Genomic DNA, 20,724 nt, shown 5'->3' with positions numbered 1-20,724 from the left:
ATACAATATGGGCATGAAATTTGTTTTAATCATCTATTTGTTTGTCAGTCTCTGGCAACCGGTGGCGTACGCGCAAATAAAGTTACCGGATTTGGGTAACCCTTCTGATGCTGTGATGTCGGAAGATGATGAGGCGCGTTATCGTAAAGAAATCAGACAGCAAATGTATGCCTACCAAATGGTGATGACTGACGCAGTGGTGGCTTCTTATATTTATCATCTGGGTTACCGATTAGCGGCTCATTCCGACAAGCCCACGCAAGCGTATGACTTTTTTGTGGTACCGGCAGATGTTATTAATGCATCTGCTTATCCGGGTGGATTAATTGTGGTTTATTCAGGACTTATTCTGGAAACTGCCAACGAAAGTGAATTGGCAGGGGTTTTGGCGCATGAAATTGCCCATGTGAGTCAACGCCATATTTCGCGTATGATTGCGAAACAACAAAAAGCCACCATCCCTATACTTTTAGGAATGCTCGCGGCTGCGGCTGCCGCCAGTTCGAGCAGCAGTGGTGATGCGCCCATTGCCATTGCATCAACCATGTCTGGGCTGCAACAACAATTGGCAATTAACTTTACCCGTTATCACGAATACGAAGCTGATCGTGTCGGTATTAATACCTTGTATAAAGCCGATCTGAATCCTGAAGGCATGGCTGGTTTTTTTGCTAAATTAATGACAAAAAATCGAGTTGATCCTCGTTACCAATTGCCAGAGTATTTAAGAACTCATCCACTATCAGTCAATCGTGTTACTGAAGCAAAAAACCGCAGTAAAAATTTTGCGCCTAAGGTGTATAAAGAATCGAGTATGTATGATTTTGTCAAGGAGCGGTTACGGGTATTAACGGCCAATGAGTTTGACGGTTTGGAAGCCTACTATAATAACCAAAGCGAATCTAAAGTCAACTCAGCTGCATTTTTATATGGTCGTGCTTTGCATCAATATCAGCACAATAAATTTGCAGCCTCACTTAACACCATCGAAAAAATTAATACGGATGCAGAAACCATGGTGGTGGTGAAGTTATTAAAAGCTCAGAACTTAAGTCGAATGGATGGCAAGCAAGGTCAGACATTTATCAAACAATTGCTTACTCAGTATCCGGAAAATAATCTGGTGCTGGAAGAGACGGCTCAAATCATGATGCAATCCGATGATTTAGAGGTGATAGATCAGGCCATTCGTAATATACGTAAACTCAGCTATCAGTACCCTGAAAATCCACATTATCAAGATATGTTGGCAATTGCCTATTACAAAGCCATGAAGCCGATTGATGCCGCTCAAGCGATGGCCAGACGGGCGCATTTATTGGGTCAAAATTACCAAGCGGTCCGAATTTTGAAAAATTTGCGTAAAAATGAAAATCTGGATTTTTACCAAACAGCAAAAATAGACGCTCAAGTCGTTGAATATGAACCTCTTATCACCGATGATGAGCATAATCGAGAGCGAGATAGAAATCGTCCCGGTCGCTGATGGTGTGCGGCAAAAGTGGTAAAATTCGACAAACCATTGATACTAATTGGCTTCAAACACAATAAACTTTGAAAATAGTTGCTGATTTGATTAAAATGCGCGATTGCGCAAAAAATAACACAGGAAATAAAAATGGCACGAGTGACCGTAGAAGATTGTTTAGAAGTCGTACCGAATCGTTTTGATTTGGTTATCATGGCGTCAAAACGCGCCCGCTTAATTGCCAACGGCCAAGAGCCAATGGTAGAAGAAGAAAATGATAAGCCCACAGTTTTGGCTTTGCGAGAAATTGCAGATGGCAAAATTAATAATGAAATACTGGCTGAGTTAGAACTGGAAGCTAAGCGTGCGAAAGAGCTGGAAGCTTGGAATGCAGCCGCTGAGACCCAAGATAATGAAGACAGCGAGTAACGATTATCAAGACTTTTTAAATTTTAAATGGTGTTGGATGTGATGACGACAGGTTTGTCATACACTTCTGACACCATGAGTCATAAAGCGGTACAAGCTGCTTTTAAAAAACTCAAAGAAAACACCAATTCTTATCTCAATGCTGACGAGAAATCAGCATTGCGCAAAGCCGTTCATTACGGTGCTTACGCCCATGAAAAACAAATCCGAAAATCCGGTGAACCGTATATAACCCATCCGATTACAGTGGCGGCCATTTTGGCTGAGATGCGGGTGGATATTGATACATTAATTGCCGGTGTTCTACATGACACCATTGAAGATACCGACGTTAGATTTGACGATATTGTTAAAGAGTTTAATAAAGATATCGCCAACTTGGTAGAAGCAGTCACCAAATTAGACAAGCTGAAATTCCGAAACTTTAAAGAAGCTCAGGCAGAAACGTTTGTGAAAATGTTGTTTGCCATGTCCGATGATATCCGTGTAATTATCATTAAATTGGCTGACCGTTTACATAATATGCGCACCATTGAAGCCATGAGCCGGCCGGGTCAAAAGCGTATATCTCAAGAAACCATTGATGTGTATGCCCCCATTGCCGAACGTATCGGCTTAAAGCAAATCCAAAAAGAATTGGAAGAGCATGCTTTTAAAGCCCTACATCCCAATCGCTATCAACAAATTGTTTCCGGTGCCAAAGAAATTGCCGGAAATCGTAAAAAAGCCATTGAAAAGATTTGTAAGAACATCGAAAAAGCATTGCTCGATGCGTCTATGGTTGCTGAGGTAAGCGGTCGACAGAAATCGCCTTATAGTATTTACAAAAAAATTAAGTCAAAACAATTAACGTTGGATGAAGTTCATGATTTATTTGGTGTTCGCATCATTGTGCAGGAGTTACATCAATGTTATCTGGCTTTGGGGGTTATCCACAATCTATATCCGCCCAGTGAAAATGGTTTCAAAGATTACATTGCGGTACCGAAACAAAACGGTTACCAGTCAATTCATAGCATTGTTACAGGTCCTTATGGTCTTAAACTAGAGATTCAAATCCGCACAGAGAACATGGATCAAATGAGTGAGGCAGGGGTGGCGGCACACTGGTTGTATAAACAAAAGGCTGCACAATCAACTGCTTCGATGAATAAAGTGCGCAGTTGGCTTGGGTCGCTGTTAAGGTTACAAGAAGATTCAGGTAGTTCATTGGAATTTTATGAAAATTTCAAATCTGATTTAGGCCTGGATGAAATTTATGTCTTTACCCCCAAAGGTGATATTGTCCAGTTGCCGATAAAATCAACAGCTATGGACTTTGCCTATGCCATTCATACATCTGTTGGCTCTCATGCTGTGAGTGCAGTGGTCAATGATGAACCGGCGACCTTATCAAAGGTTTTGGAAACCGGTGACACCGTTACCATTAAAACCACCAAAGGTCTAACGGTCAATGCCGATTGGTTAAGCGTGGTGGTCTCCAGTAAAGCACGAACTGCCATCAGAAAAGAACTGAAAGACATTAAAGATGAAGATGCCTTATTACTGGGTCATCGAATGTTAGACCGTGCTTTGGACACCTTTGGTCATTCTTTTGAGGCTTTGGATGCCAGAACCATTAACCGTGTTTTAAAACACTATCAGTTAGAATCCATGGATGATTTGTTAAAGTCCTTCGCCTATGGGCAGTTATTGCCATCGATTGTGGCTCGAAAATTACTGCCGTTGATGAAAAAACGCAAGCTCGATAAAGACTATCAGCCTAAAGAAGCGCTTGTTATTGATGGCACCGAAGGTTCGATTGTTAACTATCCACATTGCTGTTTTCCCTTACCGGGTGATGAAATCACCGGTTATTTAAGTCCTGCTAAAGGCGTTGTTATTCACCGCAGTCAGTGTGTTAATCTAATGGAAACATTAAAAGACAGTCCTGAGCGTTCAGTTAAATGCCAATGGAATGTCGATCCTTCGGGGGTGTTTAAAACAAAATTGATGGTGGATGTTATTAATCGTACCGGGGTATTGGCGAATCTGGCTTCCTTGATAGCTGCGGAAGATGTTAATATTGTTACCATTGATCAAGTGGACAAAGAAGGCGGTTTTTCACAATTAAATTTTGTGGTTGAGGTTGAGAGCAGAGGTCATGCCACTCAATTAATGAACCGATTACAGCGCCACACTGAAGTTCTTAACGTTAAACGGGTCTACCATGAAAAAAATAATTAATACAGATAAAGCACCGGCTGCCATCGGCACTTATTCACAAGCAGTTGTTTATGATGGGGTGTTATATACCTCGGGACAAATTCCCATAGACCCGAAAACCGGTGACATGTTACCCGCAGACTTTTCCCGGCAAGCGCATCAGGTGTTTAAAAATTTACAGGCAGTGGCGGAAGCCGCCGGTAGTGGCTTACAAAATGCCATTAAGCTCAATGTGTACTTGCAAGACTTGAATGATTTTGCCGGTTTGAATGAAATTATGAGTGGTTATTTAAGTGAACCCTATCCGGCACGTGCAGCAGTTCAAGTGGCACGCTTACCCAAGGATTCTCTTATTGAAATTGATGCCATCATAGCCATGCCCTAAAGGGCACAGGTGGTGCAATTAACAGATCTTAAAGGTATCGGTCCTGCGGCGGTTGATAAACTTAAGCAGCTTAACATCGAATCGGTTTTGGACTTACTGTTTCATTTGCCGATGCGCTATGAGGATAAAACCAAACTGACTCCGATAAGCCATGCCCAAAGTTTGCAGCCGGTTCTTATTCAAGGCGAAATCACTAAAAGCTATGTGATTCAAGGTAAGCGTACAATTTTGGTCTGTGAAGTGGCCGACGACAGTGGTTTTATTCAGTTAAAGTTTTTTAACTTCTATTATTCTCAAAAAATTAAAATGCAAACCGGCAAACGGATTCTTGCATTTGGGGAAGTTAACCATGGCATGCATGGCTTGGAAATGATTCATCCTGAGTTTTGGTTAGCAGAAGACATTCCGCCATTAACTGATCGACTGACGGCCATCTACCCAAAAACCGAAGGTTTACCTCAAAAACGCATTCAAAATGCAGTGGCGCAAGTCCTGGGACACTTACAAACAGGCCTGATTAATTTACCTGAACTGTTACCGAAAGACTGGCTTGAACAAGCCACCCTGCCTGATTTGCAAACGGCCTTACATGATGTTCACCAACCATCGCCTGATGTTGATATGGCGCGTCTATTAAGTGGCCGTCATGCCAGTCAGAAGCGCTTAAAAATAGAGGAAATGGTTAGCCATTTCCTGGCTTTGCAAGCCCTCAGACAAAAACGCCAACAACACCAAGCACCAGTATTAACTCTGAGCGCAGCACAAAAACAGAATTTTTTAGATTTACTGCCTTTCACGTTAACAGATGCGCAACTACGGGTATTACACGACATCTCAACGGATTTATGCCAAGCAGTACCGATGCAACGGCTTATTCAGGGTGATGTCGGTAGCGGCAAAACCGCGGTGGCTGCCGGTGCCATTTTTCATGCGCTTATAAACGGCAAACAGGCGGTGTTAATGGCACCGACATCGATATTGGCGGAACAGCACCGTTTAACTCTGGCTGAATTTTTCCCAGATAATGAAATGGCGTTTTTATCAGGTCGTTTAAAATCAGCTGAACGACGTGAACAACTAGCACGCATTGCTGATCAGGCGCAAGTCATCATTGGTACCCATGCATTGTTTCAGGAAGACGTGGTGTATCGCAATTTGGCTCTGGTGATTATTGACGAACAGCACCGGTTTGGCGTGCATCAACGCTTATCCATGAAAAACAAAGGCGCAGATAAGGATTTGTTGCCTCATACCTTAATTATGACTGCCACACCGATTCCGCGAACTTTAGCGCAGGTGGCGTATGCTAATTTGGATGTTTCAGTGATTGATGAGCTGCCACCTAATCGGCAAATGGTGAATACGGTGTTGTTGGACAATAAAAAAATGCCGCAATTAGCGGATCGCATACAGGCCGCCTGCAAGCGCGGTGAACAGGCTTATTGGGTATGCACCCTGGTGGAAGAGTCTGAGCACTTACGGGCCAAGGCCGCGGAAGATACCTATGAAGAATTACAGGATTGGTTTCCAAATTTAAAAATCGGTTTAGTCCATGGTCGATTAAAAGACGACGAAAAAACCGCAGTGATGGCTGATTTTAAAGCGGCCAAAATCCAGCTGTTGGTGGCCACCACTGTTATTGAGGTGGGGGTCGATGTTCCAAATGCCACTTTGATGGTGATTGAAAATGCCGAACGTCTGGGCTTATCGCAATTACATCAGTTGCGTGGTCGCGTTGGTCGAGGTGAACGCCAATCGCATTGTGTGCTCATGTATCAAGCACCTTTGAGTCAAAATGCACAAATACGACTCTCCACCATGCGCGACACCAATGACGGTTTTAAAATTGCCAAAACCGATTTAAAACTGCGCGGTCCCGGAGAGATATTAGGCACCCGTCAAAAAGGTGCCATGCAATTTCGACTGGTTAATTTGGAAACCGATAAAGATCTATTAGATCAAGCACAAAAACTGGCACAATTGATGCAAAAGACCCACCCGGAAAACTGCCAAGCCATTATTCACCGCTGGCAACGCCAAGCCGCCACTTTGGCGAAGGTTTAACATCAAAGACTAATAAACGTATACCTATGCAATTTCTATAAATGCTGGACATAGTCCATCTCATTACCCAATACACGAACAACATGAGTAGTTAAATCATGAATCGTGTAAAAAATCAGATGTTCTTTGATTGGGTGTTTGTAATAGCCAGCTCTTATATAATCAATTTTGACGCTTATCTCAGGGTTTGTCGTAATATTCTGGAGCGCTTCGTCCTATATATCTAAATAAGTATCCGCTTGTTTAACGCCCCAGTTTCAACAAGAATACATCCAAATTTCGATTAAATCCTGTTCGGCTTGGTGTTGCTTATGAATTCTGTGCATCATTCATTTGTTTTCTGGCCTTTTCTTTGAGGGTTTGCATATTTAATTCACCGGCATCACCATTGAATTCCCCTTCAATAAGAACAGCGCGAAGGTTCTGGCGCTTCATGGCCGAGTATTCTGTTTCTGACATGATAACCACAACAGGTCTGCCATTTTTTGTTACGCTGATTGGGGTAATTTGAGAACGCATAATGACGTCACCAAATTCTTGTTTTGCTTGGGTAGATGTTATTGTATTTTTCATTTTTTAAATGCTTGTTTTTTGTCCATTATAATCATAATGAACAAAATGAACAAAATGGACAATATGTGAAATGTTTTAATAATTTATGCAGATGTCTATTACTAAAGGTTTCGTCGTTTAACCGGTTCTGTGCTAAGGTTTAAAACTTTTAAGGAGCTCTCATGATTACCTTACACCATCTCAATAACTCCCGTTCGCAACGTATTTTATGGTTGTTGGAAGAACTGCAATTAGATTATGAAATTAAGCGTTATCAACGGGATAGCAAAACTCAATTGGCGCCACCGGAATTAAAAGAGGTGCATCCTTTGGGTAAGTCACCGGTGATTGAAGACAAGGGGCGGGTGATCGCAGAATCAGGTGCGATTATCGATTATCTGTGTCGTCAATACGGTAAGGATTGGTTGCCACGCCGTAACAGCAGTGCTTATACTGATTGTCAGTTCTGGTTGCATTATGCCGAAGGCAGTGTCATGCCACCGCTGCTGATGCAGTTGGTGTTTGATAAAGTCAAAACCGCACCGATGCCATTTTTTATCAGGCCCATAGCCAAAGGCATTGCCGATAAAGTGTTAAGCAGTTTTGTCCATCCAAACATAAAAACCCACTTTGATTTTATCGAGCAGCATTTAGCCGATAAACAATGGTTCTTGGGTGATAACATCAGTGCCGCGGATATCCAGATGTCATTTCCGCTATCAGCGGCTTTATCGCAGCAACAGAAACTGGCAAAAAATTATCCGAATATCTCGGCTTGGGTAAAACGTTTTCAGGCTCGGCCGGCTTATCAAAAAGCCCTTGAGCAGGGTGGTGAATACGACTATGAGCTATCGGAATAATTGACTGCAACTAATTTACTTGTAAACTAACCCTTTTTAAGTATTTCACATTTATGCTATCAGCCCAGCAATTTAACGATTATGCGCAAGCCGGTTATAACCGCATTCCACTGTATCGCTGTGTTTCAGCCGACTTAGACACGCCCCTAAGCGCTTGGCTCAAATTAGCCAATGGTCCGCACACTTTTTTATTGGAGTCGGTGGAAGGCGGTGCCCGCTGGGGACGCTATTCAATTATCGGTTTATCGGCGGATATGCGTTTTCATATCTCGGGCAATGAGGTTCAAGAGTTTAATTACAATGAACAGGTGGACAGCTATCAAACCGAGGACATGCTAACCACTGTAGCAGCCATAAAAAGTAGATATAAAGTCCCTGAAATCGATGATTTACCGAATTTCTCAGGTGGCTTGGTCGGTTATATGGGTTATGAAACCATTGAACACATTGAGCCCAAGCTGGCCGGTTTAGCGCCGCCGGATACCTTAGATATTCCGGATATACATATGATGCTGGCTGAGACAGTGGCGGTATTTGACAATCTGGCCGGTAAAGTGTGGTTGGTGGTTCATGTGGACCCCAGAGAAGCACATGCCTATGCGCGCGGTCAAAAGCGTCTGGAAGAATTGGTGCATCGCTTACGTTCGGGGAGTACCGGTTATGCTGAAATGATTAACCCCGACAGCATCAATACCACCGATTTTAAGACCGGTTTTGAGCAAGCTGAATTCAGTGAGGCGGTGCAAACCTGTAAAGATTACATTGCAGCCGGTGACATTATGCAAGTGGTGTTATCGCAAAGAATTACCACTGAATTTAAGGCCAGACCTTTAGATGTCTATCGTGCGTTACGCGCTTCAAACCCAAGCCCTTATATGTACTTTATGGATTTTGGTGATTACCAAGTGGTGGGATCATCCCCGGAAGTGTTGGTGCGCAGAATCGATAACGAAGTCACTTTACGACCAATTGCCGGCACTCGGCCGCGTGGTAAAGATGAAGCAGAAGACAAAGCCTTAGAAGCTGAATTGTTGAATGATCCGAAAGAATTGGCTGAACATCTGATGCTGATTGATTTGGGTCGCAATGACCTGGGTCGGATTGCTGAAATCGGCAGTGTCGAACTGAAAGACAAAATGGTGATTGAACATTATTCTCATGTCATGCACATTGTATCTGAAGTCAGAGCACAACTTAAAAAAGGTTTAAGTAATGCCGATATCATCAAAGCCGTGTTCCCGGCGGGGACTTTATCCGGTGCCGCTAAAGTTCGTGCCATGGAGGTTATTGCGGAGTTGGAAAAGGTTAAACGCAATGTCTATGCCGGTGCCGTTGGCTATTGGGGCTGGCATGATGATATGGACATGGCGATTGCCATCCGTACCGCCGTGATTAAAGACCAACAACTGCATATTCAAGCCGGTGCCGGCATTGTTGCCGACAGTATTGCCGAGAATGAATGGCAAGAAATTATGAACAAAGCGCGCGCTGTGATTAAAGCGGTGGCGCAAGCCTCTGATGGCTTTTAAGGGATGTGATGGGTGATTAGGTTTAACATCTTTATAAGATGTTGAACTCTGTCACAATTTGTTATATAAAACTACCTCACACTTTTAAATGAGTTGTCAGCTGTTGTCTAATAGATTCCTAAGCGGATAATAATGAAAATGCAGATTGGACTTGTCCCATTCAATTTGCAATAAAAGATAGTTGGGATACTAAAGCTAAAATAATAATCGTTATAGAGGAAAATTATGAAATCTAAAAGCAACCGTAACAAGTTGTATCAGGCCCTGTGTCTGACTGCCGCTTTTACATTCACAGCACCCATTGTCAATGCACAAGACGAATCCGTTGAAGAGTTAGGTAAAGTTCAAGTGACGGGATCGCGCATCAGACAGTCACAAATCGAGGGTATTGAGCCGATTCAAACCCTGACACGAGAAGACATTGACCGCTCCGGTCTGACTTCAGTGGGTGATATCTTACAACAACTGACCCAGTCAGGTTCGGCGTTAAACACACGCTTTAATTCAAGTGGAAACTTTGGATTTCCCGCCAATGGCGGGGGTGTGGGTGCCGGTGCCACACAGATTGATATGCGCCATTTGGATCCGGGTCGGGTTTTGGTGCTGGTCGATGGTTTGCGTTGGGTGGCCGGTAGTTCAGCCTCCGGTGTGAGTAATGCCGTTGATTTGAATACCATTCCGGTGGGAATTATTGAGCGTATCGATATCTCTAAGGATGGGGCTTCTTCCATCTACGGATCGGATGCCATTGCCGGTGTGGTTAACATCATCACAAAAAGCCAGACACAAGGTGTTGAGATGCGTGCTTATGCCGGTGCGTTTGATGAAGGTGATGGTGAAACAGGTAGTTTAGATGTCACTTTTGGAAATAAAACAGATAAGATCGACATGATTTTTAATGTCGGTTACACAGAACAACGGGAAGTATCTGCGGCAGATCGGTTTTTATCTCAATACCCGGTACCGTTCACAGGTGTCTCACAAGGCAGTTCGGGAACGCCACAAGGTCGTTTTGTGGTGAGAGATGCGAATGGTAATCTCATTGACTGTACCTTAAATGATGGTGTGACCGGGCCGGTAAACTATGATCCAAATAGTCCGTGTGACGGAGATGATTTTCATGCTTTCAGTGGTAGTGATCGATTTAATTTTGCGCCTTATAACTACTACGTAACACCTTCTAAGCGGGCCAATATCTTTGGTCAGGTCAATGTGCAATTAACAGATAATGTTTCGTGGTTTGTCAAAGGTGTTTATAACAACCGAAAATCAAGCAACCAAGCTGCGCCAGAGCCCATTTTTATTGGCCCTGAAGCTGGCGCCGGAGCCATCGCGGATAATATCGTGATTTCGGCCAGTAACCCTTATAACCCTTTTGGTGTAGATTTGTTCAATCCAAATAGTCCTTACTATAATGGCGAAGGCTTTATCGGTAGAAGACCTTTAGAAGCCGGACCACGGTTATTTAAACAAGATGTTGATACCACATATTTTGCCACCGGTTTGGAAGGTACATTCAATGCCGCTGACCGAAATTGGTATTGGGATATCAGTGGGGTATATGGTAAAAACCAAGCTTCTCAGCGTAAAACCGGTGCTTTAAATATTGCCCGAATTGAAACGGCATTGGGTCCGGTTGATGTATGTAATAACACACCGGGTTGCGTGCCGTTAAATATCTTTGGTGGCCAAGGTGATGGTTCAGGGACCATTACACCGGAGATGCTCAATTACATTAGTTTTATACAATCCGATAATTCTGAACAAGAATTAAATGATTTTACTGCCAACATCAGTGGTGATTTATTTGAATTGCCGGCAGGTCCATTATCAGTGGCGGTTGGCTATGAATACCGCAAAAAATCAGGTTTCTTTCAACCTGATGCCATTGTGGTTGCCGGTGAAAGCAATGGTGTCCCGGCCAGTCCAACTTCCGGTGAGTTCAGTGTTGATGAGTTTTATGCTGAATTTTTAGTGCCCATTTTAGCAGATAGACCAGGTGCTGAATTGCTTGATTTTTCTTTGGCATTTAGAAGTTCTGATTACAGCACGTCTGGTTCTGACACCACCGGAAAAATCGGCTTTAAGTATATGCCAACATCCAGTTTGCTGTTTCGCGGTAGTTTTGCTGAAGGTTTAAGAGCACCATCCGTGGGTGAGTTGTTTGGTACCCAAGCGCGTTTTGATGCGCAACTGACAGACCCATGTAATTTTGGTGGTGGTGGATTACCGGGCTGTGCCGGCGTTCCCGATACCTATGAACAAATTAATCCACAAATATCAACCATTACCGGTGGCAATCCGGATTTAGCACCGGAAGAAGCAGAAACCTTAATTTTAGGTGCGGTGTATTCACCGCAATGGGCTGATGATACCCGCTGGTCTTCCAGCTTGGATTTTGAGTTAACTTATTATGATATTGAAGTAGACGGTGCCATTCAGTCAGTCGATGCGCAATTTATTCTGAATTCTTGTGCTGCTAATGCGGCCAGTATTTTGTGTGATTCATTTACGCGAGATGCCAATGGTAATGTTCAAAACTTCAGCACCCAATTAACCAATATTGGTTCGATTAGAACCTCGGGTGTGGATTTTAATGTTAACTGGACTTCGCCACAGTTTGATTGGGGGTATGTTCAGACCTCCTGGAATAATTCTTTTGTGAATCGGTTTGACGAATACAACCCTACAGAAGATTTGGCTAATTACCCCTCAGGTTTTGCGCCCAGAGATTTAGATGGTATAGAAGTGGCTGACTCAGGTATTCCTAACTGGAATTCGAATTTATACACCACGTTGAACTTAAATGACTGGAAAATCATCTGGGGAGCACGCCACATTGGCGGTTTAACCGAATCATGTGATTCAGTGGCTGGTTTGGGGTTGTGTTCTGATGAGGCTGCAGGAACAAATAGTTTGGGTGGTACCACTTACCATGATTTACAACTTCTGTTCCCGCTATGGCATGATGTGCAATTTGAAGTCGGTGTTAATAACGTGACTGATAAAATGCCACCCACTTGTTTTAGTTGTTCATTAAACGGCTACGACCCGTCAACTTATGATGGTGAAGGCATGTTTGGTTATGTCCGAGCGACCATTAAGTTTTAAGACATTCATGATTGTTGACCTTAATATGTAATTCATTAATTGCTTAAAGGTCTTAAATGTCAAAACGGCCTCCTTGAGGCCGTTTTTGTTTTCCACCATTGAAATTATTCTGTACAATGCTTGTTTTTTCATCGGAAGTGACAGATGTTATTGATGATCGATAACTACGATTCTTTTACCTATAATCTGGTGCAGTACTTTGGTGAGTTGGGTTGTGAGGTGAAAGTATATCGTAATGATGAAATAACGGTCAATGATGCTTTGGCCTTACAGCCAGATCATGTGGTGATTTCGCCAGGACCTTGTGATCCGGATAAAGCCGGTATTTCTATGGATATGATTCGCGCTTGTCAGGGCAATGTGCCATTATTGGGTGTTTGTTTGGGGCACCAGAGTATCGGTCAGGTTTTTGGCGGCGAAGTGGTTCGCGCCAAAAACATTATGCATGGCAAGATATCCAAGGTTTATCATAAAAACAGTGATGTTTTTAGCGGATTGGCTAATCCTTTTAATGCCACCCGCTACCATTCTTTGGTGGTGGCACAAGACAGTTTACCTGATTGCTTAGAAGTCACTGCATGGACTGAAGATGAGAATGGCCAGTTTGATGAAATCATGGGCTTTCGCCATCGTGACTATGCGATCAGCGGGGTACAATTTCATCCTGAAAGCATTTTAACCGAGCATGGTCATCAAATGCTCAAAAACTTTATCAATCAAAATTAACAAACCTTTTATGTCAAAAAACGCAATACAACAATCATTGGATTTACTGGGTGACGGTCAGGTTTTACCGGACGGCATGGTGTCGGCTGTAATGAATGAGATTATGGATGGTGACGCCACTTCGGCACAAATTGGTGGTTGGCTTATGGCCATGAAAATTCGTGGCGAGACTGCACCGCAAATCACCGAGGCGGTCAATGTTATGCGGCAACGCGCCACACGGGTCAATTGCGATTGTACCGATATCATTGACACCTGTGGCACCGGCGGTGACGGTAAAGGGGTGTTTAATGTCTCAACCGGAACTGCTTTTATCGCTGCGGCTGCTGGTTGTCCGGTGGCCAAGCATGGCAATCGTTCGGTGTCATCAACAACCGGTTCGGCTGATGTGTTGGAAGCGGCGGGTATGTACTTAGATTTATCGCCACAACAGGTGGCCACTTGTATCGACACCTTAAATATCGGTTTTTTATTTGCCCCGGCACATCATGGTGCCACCAAACATGCGGTGTTACCGCGTAAGGAATTGGGGGTACGGACATTGTTTAATTTATTGGGGCCATTAACCAACCCTGCAGGCACCAAGCGCCAGGTGATTGGTATCTTTTCCAAGGATTGGATGCGTATTGCGGCTGAAGTCATGCATAATGTCGGCTCTGAACATGTTATGTTTGTGCATTCCCACGATGGCATGGATGAAATATCATTATCAGCCCCGACTTACATCTGTGAATTGAAAAATGGCGTGGTCAGTGAGTACAGTGTGAAGCCGGAGGATTTTGGTGTGTCTCAACAATCCATGGATAATTTGGTGGTTAATAGCGCGCAAGAAAGTTTGCAGCTCATTAGCGCAGCCTTACAGGGTAAAGCCGGTCCGGCAGCAGACATATTAGCGTTAAATTCAGGTGCGGCGATTTATGTGGCCGGTCAAGCTGCCAGCGTCGCTGATGGCGTGAAACAGGCCCAAACCATTTTGCAATCAGGTAAAGCGTGGATGGTGTGGCAGCAATTGGTTGAATTAACGCAACAAATGGAGACCGACAATGACTAATATGCTGACTGACATCATGCACAGCAAATCATCGGAAGTAACGGCTTTAAAAGCCACATTGAGCATTAAGGATTTAGAAGATCGTATCAAGGCATTAAACGAAGACGAATCTCTGCCCGCAAGGCGGCATTTTATCCGGGCCTTGCAGGATAAAATTTCTCAAGAAAAGCCGGCAGTTATTGCTGAGATTAAAAAAGCATCGCCTTCAAAAGGTGTTATAAGTGAAGATTTTAACCCGGAAAGTATTGCTCAAAGTTACCAACAAGGCGGTGCCGCCTGTTTGTCAGTGCTTACTGATGAGCCTTATTTTCAAGGCCATGATGATTACTTGATGCTGGCTAAAAAGGTCACTGATTTACCGGTACTGCGCAAGGATTTCATCATCGATCCGTGGCAAATTTATCAATCCAAAGCCTTGGGCGCAGATTGTATTTTGCTGATTGCAGCCTGTCTTAATGATGACGATTTAATGCACATGACGCTGCTGGCACAGGATTTGGACATGGATGTGCTGATGGAAGTGCATGATGAGGAAGAACTTACCAGGGCATTAAAAACCCCGGCAAAGTTGATTGGTATTAATAACCGCAACCTAAAAACCTTTGACACCGATATTGCCACCAGTGAGCGGTTATTGGAACTGATGGATGGTGATCGATTGGTGGTGAGTGAAAGCGGAATCCGCAATCATGATGACATTGTACGTTTACAAGCTTCAGGTATTCATTGTTTTTTAATCGGCGAATCCTTGATGCGAGAGTCCAATCCGGGATTAGCTCTAGAGCGCTTAACGACCGGCGGTTAAATTGACCAATTCATACAATTCCCGGTAACGTTCTAAACGATAGATTTTGACCAATATTTCGGTACCGATGGTTCGTCTTTGACAATAACCATCGGCACTACAACGCCAGCGCTCGGTACCGTCCTTTGTGCTTACATCCAATAAATACTGAAACTCTGCTGCGACATCATTGGCTTCATAACGGTCATAAAAGAGCTGACTGATTGTTTTTAACTGATTTTTGTCATCACTTTCGTAAACAGTTTGGAAGCGTTCATTGATGGCTGCAAAATGGGTTAGTTTTGGTTGGTTTTTGCCACATCCTGACACCATAATACACAGTGTTAAAATCAATAGGTTGGCTTTTAGGTGTGTATATTTCATAATTGTCCCCTGTTTACCCCGACAAATTGCTGACATACGACATCAGATTAAATAAATATACCATAAAACCGCAGCAGACGCCATGTATGACATCACGGGTGTCTTTAATGATTTATATGATAAGATTATCTTAAAAAAATTCTATATGATGGCTGACTATCAACGATTACGCGATAATTCAAAATATTTTTTACAAGAATTATACAAGCGCTACATAAAAGACGAAACTTCACTGGCAGCCAGTTCTTTGGCTTACACGTCGTTGCTGGCATTGGTGCCTTTGATGGCGGTATTGGTCACGGTTTTTTCTGCCATGCCGATTTTCGAAGATGCCTCAGCCACGTTGCAAAATTTTATTTTTCAGAACTTTGTACCCACCAGTGGCGAAGTGATTCAAACTTATATTTTGGGTTTTGTGGATAAAGTCAGAAGTTTAACAGCCACCATGTTTTTAGCGGTATTTGTGACCTCATTGCTGATGATGCAAACCATGGAAAAAGCCCTTAACCGGATATTTGCTTCTAAACCATCCGGACGCTTTATGAAAAAAGTCCTGATGTACTGGGCGGTTTTGACCATGGGTCCGTTGCTGGTCGGTGGTGGAATTGCCATGTCTTCCATGGTGTTACAAAATTCGGCTTTTGCCGGGGTACAAACGTTTTTATTGAAAGCCTTACCCCTGTTAGCCTCAACAGTGGGTTTCTTTTTAATCTACTTAATTGTGCCTAACACCAAAGTTAAATGGCGACATGCATTGGCGGGCGCCATATTTGCTGCGGTTTTGTTTGAGCTGGCGAAAATTGGTTTTACTTTTTATGTCTCTAAGATTCCTACTTATGAAAAGGTTTATGGTGCTTTGGCGACAATTCCTTTGTTTTTGATTTGGTTGTATTTGTCTTGGAATATTGTGTTATTAGGCGGTACCATGACCGCCACCTTATCGAGTTCAAAATGGCGAGTTCGCACCAGAAGCTATCGAAAAGAACAGCGGTTTGTTTTGCTATTGGCATTATTAAAAAAGCTGCGGGCAGCACAAAAGCAAGGCCAGACTTTAAGTTATCAGCAATTGGCAGATGATTTCTCGTTTGTGCCTGATAATGAATTAACCACTCAATTATCATGGTTGTTAGATGAGCATATTGCCAGTTTGGATAATGACGGTGATTATCTTTTGCAAAGGGATTTAGTGCATTTATCCTGGCGTGAGTTTTATAAAAGAGGGGATTTTAAGATACCTTTGGAGGCCGATGCTTACTTTTCAGAATTCCAACCTTTACTTGATGAATTTTGGCAACCAAAGGATAATCTGCTGACTAAGTCCCTGGACACTATTTTGGAGCAAACTAAACAATGAAATACCTACCTTGGATCGCGATAGTCGTGTTTTTAAGTGCTTGTCAGTCACAAGATGAGGGCAATAACGTTGATTCGGAAACGGATAAAACCACCACAGAAACCAATCTGTCAAAATCTGACCAGGCCAGCGACGGTCAATCCGCGCCTTTAGAATTCAGCCTCAAAAATCTCGCCGGTGAAGAGGTTCAAGCCAGTGATTATCGAGGTCAATGGTTGGTGTTGAACTATTGGGCAACCTGGTGTGCACCTTGTCGTGATGAGATACCTGAGTTGGTGCGTTTTCAAAATAACCATGAAAATGTCCAAATTTTAGGCATTGCCTATGAAGATGCCACCATAGAGAAACTCTCAAATTTTGCCGCTGACTTTAATGTGAATTACCCCTTATTGACCATGGATATTTATAATCCGCCGGCATTTGCTGCTGAAGGCGGTTTGGGCTTGCCGACCACCATCGTTTATAACCCCGAAGGCATGCGTCATAAAAAACATATGGGGCCGATTGATTACAAAGGCTTGCAGGAATTAATTGACTGAAATCACTGATTGAACGTGTTGAAAAGCTACGCTGTTTGAAACACCGCCACCGACGGAGCTCAGGCTGCTTTTGTTTATTTTTTCTGTAAAGATACAAGCCGGCTGAGCCCCGTCGAAGCCTTCTTGAAAGTTAAAAATTGTGCAATTTAAATTTTTATAGGCTACTCGTGGTGCATTTGGGACAGAACCCAACAAATATTGTCATATCGACCGAGCGTAGCGAGTGGAGATATCTCCTGACGATGGAAATTTGCGATAAAATTAGGGAGATTCCTCCATGCGCTTCGCTTAGTCGGAATGACATGACACTTTTTAGGTTATGAAAGCAATCTTAAGAACCGATTATTACTCCAAATACACCACGGGTATAGGCTGTATGCGTATAAACCAAGGTCCGACAATGTCGCGGTATTACTGTTTTTCATTGTGTTGTTGCAGGGCCCATTCGATGTGTTCTTTGACCATGTCTGAAACACCATCCAGTTTATTGGTCAAGGCTTCAACTATGGCCGGTTCAGTTTTGGCATTACCTAAGGCCACCGCTAAGTTGCGTTGCCAGGATTGATAACCGATGCGCCTGATGGGTGAACCTTCGGTTTTGGCTAAAAATTCCTCTTCAGACCAATTAAATAATTCCAGTAGCTCAATGTCATCCAGATTTTGTCGCGGTGAGAAATCCGGTTCTTTACTTTTTTCTGTAAATTTATTCCAGGGGCAGACCATCTGACAATCATCACAGCCATAAATGCGGTTACCGATGGGTTTTCTTAAAGGTTCGGGAATGGCGCCATGGTTTTCAATGGTGAGATAAGAAATACAGCGACGGGCATCGACTTGAAACGGTGCCACAATGGCACCGGTGGGGCAGGCGGGGATACAAGCGGTGCAGCTACCGCAATGAAAACTCTGCGGGGCATCCGCCGGTAACGGTAAATCGGTGTAAATTTCCCCCAGGAAAAAATAAGAACCGGCTTTGGGGTTGATGACATTGCTGTGTTTGCCAATCCAACCCAGACCGGCCTTTTCGGCAATGGCTTTTTCCATCACCGGTGCCGAGTCGGAAAACACCCGGTAGCCCAATTCACCCACGGTGTGCTCAATTCTTTGTGCCAGCTTTTTGAGCTTATTGCGCATTAGTTTATGGTAATCTCGACCCAGGGCATAGCGCGATACGGCGGCTTTTTGGGTTTCCTGAAGGGCTTTTTGGTAAGGCTTTACATCCGTATCCATATAATTCAATCGCGCAGAAATAATACTCAGTGTGCCCGGCACCAACTGGTCCGGATGGTAGCGTTTTTCGCCATGCTTATGCATATAATCCATATCCGCATTGAAATTTTTCTGAAGCCATTGGTTTAAGTAGTCGCCGGCTTCACTTAAATCAATGTCGCTAACCCCCACTTGGGAAAAACCCAGTTCTTTCGCCCACAGACTGATATCCGCCTTCAGCTTATCAAAGTCAATTTGTTGTTGGGACGTGTTCACTGTTAAAATATTATTTTGCCATTAAATGATTAGACCTAATGCAGGCATTGTACCGCAGTCAACAAACCAAACCAATTGATGAAGCCGCTGCTAACTTTTTGCAGATTGATTCATACACGCTGATGCAGCGCGCCGCTTTGGCTGTTTATCGTCATATTGCACATTACGAATCGGTATTGGTGGTCACCGGCCCGGGGAACAATGGGGGTGATGGCTGGGTGATGGCAGAACTGGCGCGGCAAGACCATAAAAAGGTGTTGGTTTGGGCCTTGCTAAAACCCGATGCTTTACGCGGTGATGCCGCCAAAGCCGCTGCAGATTATCAAGGTGAAGTGGTTTTTTCGGTTGATGCCATTGGTGCTGATTTTGAGGTAGTTGTTGATGCCATTTTCGGTACCGGTTTATCCCGTGCACCGAGTGGCGGGTATGCCGAAGCCATTGTCTATATCAATAACCATCCTGCCAAAGTACTGGCTGTGGACATTCCCAGTGGCTTAGCCGGTGACACCGGTGTGGCCTATAAACCGACCGTTCAAGCCGATAAAACCGTGGCGGTAATAAATCTTATGCCGGGACATTTCACCGGAGATGGTCAAGATTGCTGCGGTGAGTTAGTGCTGGAATGCCTGGATGTGTCGACGCGCGCTTATGCCGGGATTAAACCAAGCGCTTATTTACTGGATAATGCCAGGTTAGCTGATTTAAGGTGTGTCAGAAAGCACAACAGTCACAAAGGCAGTTACGGCCGGGTATTGGTCGCCGGAGGCCAACACGGTATGCTCGGTGCTGTTTTATTGAGCGGCACTGCGGCTCTGGTGTCCGGTGCCGGTTTGGTGCAAGTGATCACCACCGAAGATCAGGCGCCAACCGTGCCTTTATACCGACCTGAGTTAATGGCTTTGGGTTTTCAAGGTAGTGAAAACCAAATCAATATCCCGGCAGCCGATGTGTTGGTGTTGGGTATGGGGTTAGGCACCTCGCAATGGTCAAAAGCGTTGTGGCAACAATTGATACAAGCCAATATGCCCACGGTTCTGGATGCCGATGGTTTAAATTTACTGGCCGAAAGTAATCGGACACCTGATTCAATTGCGGTGATGACACCACACCCGAAAGAAGCTGCGCGTTTACTCCATTGTGAGGTTAAAGACATTCAGGCCGACCGAATAAAAGCCTGTCAAACTTTGGCCAAAAGATTTCAATGCGTGGTGGTACTCAAAGGATCCGGTAGCATTATTAGTGATGGCTCAGACAATTTTATCTGCCCCTATGGCTCGGCTGATTTAGCCACTGCCGGCACCGGTGATGTGTTGGCCGGAATGGTGGGGAGCCTACTGGCACAAGGTTTTTTAGCGTTACAATCCGCGCAAATGGCGGTTGTATGGCACGCGGTGACAGCCGATAAGCTGGGGTTAGGCCGCTGCCTGACCGCAACCGATTTGATTCAGTATTTGCCAGAAGCGCTAAAATAGATTGTATTGTAGCCGCGCCTCTGCAGGCGCCTTAATTAGTCATGTTGATGTTTTAAAATCAATTTGAAGTTCAGTTTTCTTAACTATTTATCAATGATGCGGGGCATGGCAGGGTCAAGCCCTGCGGCTACGATTAAAGCATCCAATCAATGAGATGTTGTGAAATAAGAATGTAATAATTTGATGTTAGAATCATTATTCGCACTCTGTGACCTCTGTGCCTTTGTGGTGAATTAATAAATGATAACCACAGAGACGCAGAGGTCACAAAGAGATATTTAACTCTATTTTGAATCAATCAGTTTGCTTAATCAAATTGGTAATTC

17 protein-coding genes and 1 pseudogene are annotated in these 20,724 nt (G+C 43.8%); 14 read left to right on the top strand and 4 right to left on the bottom strand.

Features of this window, described 5'->3' with window-relative positions:
- Positions 1-13 precede the first annotated feature (13 nt).
- The 5 genes from OS173_RS09230 to recG all read left to right on the top strand — a co-directional run bounded on the left by OS173_RS09230 (position 14) and on the right by recG (position 6,551).
- On the top strand, positions 14-1,486 hold the full coding sequence (locus OS173_RS09230) for a M48 family metalloprotease (RefSeq protein WP_267183992.1): 1,473 nt from the start codon (positions 14-16) through the stop codon (positions 1,484-1,486).
- Positions 1,487-1,618: 132 nt separating this feature from the next.
- Entirely contained in the window at positions 1,619-1,897 is a 279-nt protein-coding gene (gene rpoZ, locus OS173_RS09225; RefSeq protein ID WP_267183991.1) for a DNA-directed RNA polymerase subunit omega, read from the top strand.
- Between the two features lie 42 nt (positions 1,898-1,939).
- Positions 1,940-4,123 carry a RelA/SpoT family protein gene (locus OS173_RS09220; RefSeq protein WP_267184050.1) on the top strand — a complete coding sequence of 728 codons (2,184 nt, stop codon included), beginning with the start codon at positions 1,940-1,942 and terminating at the stop codon, positions 4,121-4,123.
- Positions 4,107-4,487, top strand: a complete 381-nt coding sequence (locus tag OS173_RS09215; RefSeq protein WP_267183990.1) for a RidA family protein — start codon at positions 4,107-4,109, stop codon at positions 4,485-4,487. Before OS173_RS09220 ends, OS173_RS09215 begins: the two co-directional genes overlap by 17 nt.
- Before the next feature lie 12 nt (positions 4,488-4,499).
- A complete protein-coding gene (gene recG / locus OS173_RS09210) occupies positions 4,500-6,551 on the top strand; it encodes an ATP-dependent DNA helicase RecG (RefSeq protein ID WP_267183989.1) in 2,052 nt (683 codons plus the stop codon).
- Between the two features lie 35 nt (positions 6,552-6,586).
- Here the strand turns inward: recG and OS173_RS13420 are convergent.
- Both OS173_RS13420 and OS173_RS09205 read right to left on the bottom strand, forming a co-directional pair.
- Positions 6,587-6,751 (bottom strand): annotated as a pseudogene (locus tag OS173_RS13420) (type II toxin-antitoxin system RelE/ParE family toxin); the annotation flags it as partial.
- 109 nt (positions 6,752-6,860) lie between these two features.
- Complete coding sequence (locus OS173_RS09205; RefSeq protein WP_267183988.1) at positions 6,861-7,124, bottom strand: type II toxin-antitoxin system Phd/YefM family antitoxin; 264 nt, start codon at positions 7,122-7,124, stop codon at positions 6,861-6,863.
- Between the two features lie 161 nt (positions 7,125-7,285).
- Between OS173_RS09205 and OS173_RS09200 the strand changes: the two genes are divergently transcribed.
- The 6 genes from OS173_RS09200 to trpC all read left to right on the top strand — a co-directional run bounded on the left by OS173_RS09200 (position 7,286) and on the right by trpC (position 15,185).
- Complete coding sequence (locus tag OS173_RS09200; RefSeq protein WP_267183987.1) at positions 7,286-7,963, top strand: glutathione S-transferase family protein; 678 nt, start codon at positions 7,286-7,288, stop codon at positions 7,961-7,963.
- Between the two features lie 53 nt (positions 7,964-8,016).
- Complete coding sequence (gene trpE, locus OS173_RS09195; protein WP_267183986.1) at positions 8,017-9,492, top strand: anthranilate synthase component I; 1,476 nt, start codon at positions 8,017-8,019, stop codon at positions 9,490-9,492.
- 225 nt (positions 9,493-9,717) lie between these two features.
- Positions 9,718-12,603: a TonB-dependent receptor domain-containing protein gene (locus tag OS173_RS09185; protein ID WP_323373187.1), complete on the top strand. Its 2,886-nt coding sequence runs from the start codon at positions 9,718-9,720 to the stop codon at positions 12,601-12,603.
- 144 nt (positions 12,604-12,747) lie between these two features.
- Complete coding sequence (locus OS173_RS09180) at positions 12,748-13,329, top strand: anthranilate synthase component II (RefSeq protein WP_267183985.1); 582 nt, start codon at positions 12,748-12,750, stop codon at positions 13,327-13,329.
- Positions 13,330-13,339: 10 nt separating this feature from the next.
- The gene (trpD, locus tag OS173_RS09175) at positions 13,340-14,380 is read left to right on the top strand and encodes an anthranilate phosphoribosyltransferase (protein ID WP_267183984.1); all 1,041 of its coding nucleotides are present in this window, start codon (positions 13,340-13,342) and stop codon (positions 14,378-14,380) included.
- Positions 14,373-15,185 carry an indole-3-glycerol phosphate synthase TrpC gene (gene trpC / locus OS173_RS09170; RefSeq protein WP_267183983.1) on the top strand — a complete coding sequence of 271 codons (813 nt, stop codon included), beginning with the start codon at positions 14,373-14,375 and terminating at the stop codon, positions 15,183-15,185. The genes trpD and trpC overlap by 8 nt, the downstream gene beginning before the upstream one ends.
- Here trpC and OS173_RS09165 read toward each other — a convergent pair.
- A complete protein-coding gene (locus OS173_RS09165; RefSeq protein WP_267183982.1) occupies positions 15,168-15,548 on the bottom strand; it encodes a hypothetical protein in 381 nt (126 codons plus the stop codon). The two genes, trpC and OS173_RS09165, sit on opposite strands and share 18 nt — an antisense overlap.
- Positions 15,549-15,630: 82 nt before the next feature.
- On the opposite strand from OS173_RS09165, the gene OS173_RS09160 reads away from it, so the two are divergent.
- Both OS173_RS09160 and OS173_RS09155 read left to right on the top strand, forming a co-directional pair.
- The gene (locus OS173_RS09160; protein WP_267183981.1) at positions 15,631-16,902 is read left to right on the top strand and encodes a YihY family inner membrane protein; all 1,272 of its coding nucleotides are present in this window, start codon (positions 15,631-15,633) and stop codon (positions 16,900-16,902) included.
- Positions 16,899-17,441: a TlpA family protein disulfide reductase gene (locus tag OS173_RS09155; protein ID WP_267183980.1), complete on the top strand. Its 543-nt coding sequence runs from the start codon at positions 16,899-16,901 to the stop codon at positions 17,439-17,441. The genes OS173_RS09160 and OS173_RS09155 overlap by 4 nt, the downstream gene beginning before the upstream one ends.
- A 411-nt stretch (positions 17,442-17,852) precedes the next feature.
- Here OS173_RS09155 and queG read toward each other — a convergent pair whose 3' ends face one another.
- Entirely contained in the window at positions 17,853-18,926 is a 1,074-nt protein-coding gene (gene queG, locus OS173_RS09150) for a tRNA epoxyqueuosine(34) reductase QueG (protein ID WP_267183979.1), read from the bottom strand.
- Between the two features lie 38 nt (positions 18,927-18,964).
- On the opposite strand from queG, the gene OS173_RS09145 reads away from it, so the two are divergent.
- Positions 18,965-20,398: an NAD(P)H-hydrate dehydratase gene (locus tag OS173_RS09145; RefSeq protein WP_267183978.1), complete on the top strand. Its 1,434-nt coding sequence runs from the start codon at positions 18,965-18,967 to the stop codon at positions 20,396-20,398.
- Positions 20,399-20,724: the final 326 nt, after the last annotated feature.

The organism is Marinicella gelatinilytica (genome assembly GCF_026410405.1).
Taxonomy (GTDB): Bacteria; Pseudomonadota; Gammaproteobacteria; order Xanthomonadales; family Marinicellaceae; genus Marinicella; species Marinicella gelatinilytica.
Note: the sequence above shows the minus strand (reverse complement) of the source record. Positions and strands in the feature narration are given on the sequence as shown.

Excerpts from the sequence above, each read along its gene's own strand:
- OS173_RS09215 (WP_267183990.1), top strand. The coding sequence starts at position 4,107 with ATGAAAAAAATAATTAATACAGATAAAGCACCGGCTGCCATCGGCACT.
- OS173_RS09205 (WP_267183988.1), bottom strand. The coding sequence starts at position 7,124 with ATGAAAAATACAATAACATCTACCCAAGCAAAACAAGAATTTGGTGAC.
- OS173_RS09180 (WP_267183985.1), top strand. The coding sequence starts at position 12,748 with ATGTTATTGATGATCGATAACTACGATTCTTTTACCTATAATCTGGTG.
- OS173_RS09145 (WP_267183978.1), top strand. The coding sequence starts at position 18,965 with ATGCAGGCATTGTACCGCAGTCAACAAACCAAACCAATTGATGAAGCC.
- trpD (WP_267183984.1), top strand. The coding sequence starts at position 13,340 with ATGTCAAAAAACGCAATACAACAATCATTGGATTTACTGGGTGACGGT.
- OS173_RS09230 (WP_267183992.1), top strand. The coding sequence starts at position 14 with ATGAAATTTGTTTTAATCATCTATTTGTTTGTCAGTCTCTGGCAACCG.
- OS173_RS09185 (WP_323373187.1), top strand. The coding sequence starts at position 9,718 with ATGAAATCTAAAAGCAACCGTAACAAGTTGTATCAGGCCCTGTGTCTG.
- trpE (WP_267183986.1), top strand. The coding sequence starts at position 8,017 with ATGCTATCAGCCCAGCAATTTAACGATTATGCGCAAGCCGGTTATAAC.
- OS173_RS09165 (WP_267183982.1), bottom strand. The coding sequence starts at position 15,548 with ATGAAATATACACACCTAAAAGCCAACCTATTGATTTTAACACTGTGT.
- OS173_RS09155 (WP_267183980.1), top strand. The coding sequence starts at position 16,899 with ATGAAATACCTACCTTGGATCGCGATAGTCGTGTTTTTAAGTGCTTGT.
- OS173_RS09160 (WP_267183981.1), top strand. The coding sequence starts at position 15,631 with ATGTATGACATCACGGGTGTCTTTAATGATTTATATGATAAGATTATC.
- OS173_RS09220 (WP_267184050.1), top strand. The coding sequence starts at position 1,940 with ATGACGACAGGTTTGTCATACACTTCTGACACCATGAGTCATAAAGCG.
- trpC (WP_267183983.1), top strand. The coding sequence starts at position 14,373 with ATGACTAATATGCTGACTGACATCATGCACAGCAAATCATCGGAAGTA.
- OS173_RS09200 (WP_267183987.1), top strand. The coding sequence starts at position 7,286 with ATGATTACCTTACACCATCTCAATAACTCCCGTTCGCAACGTATTTTA.
- rpoZ (WP_267183991.1), top strand. The coding sequence starts at position 1,619 with ATGGCACGAGTGACCGTAGAAGATTGTTTAGAAGTCGTACCGAATCGT.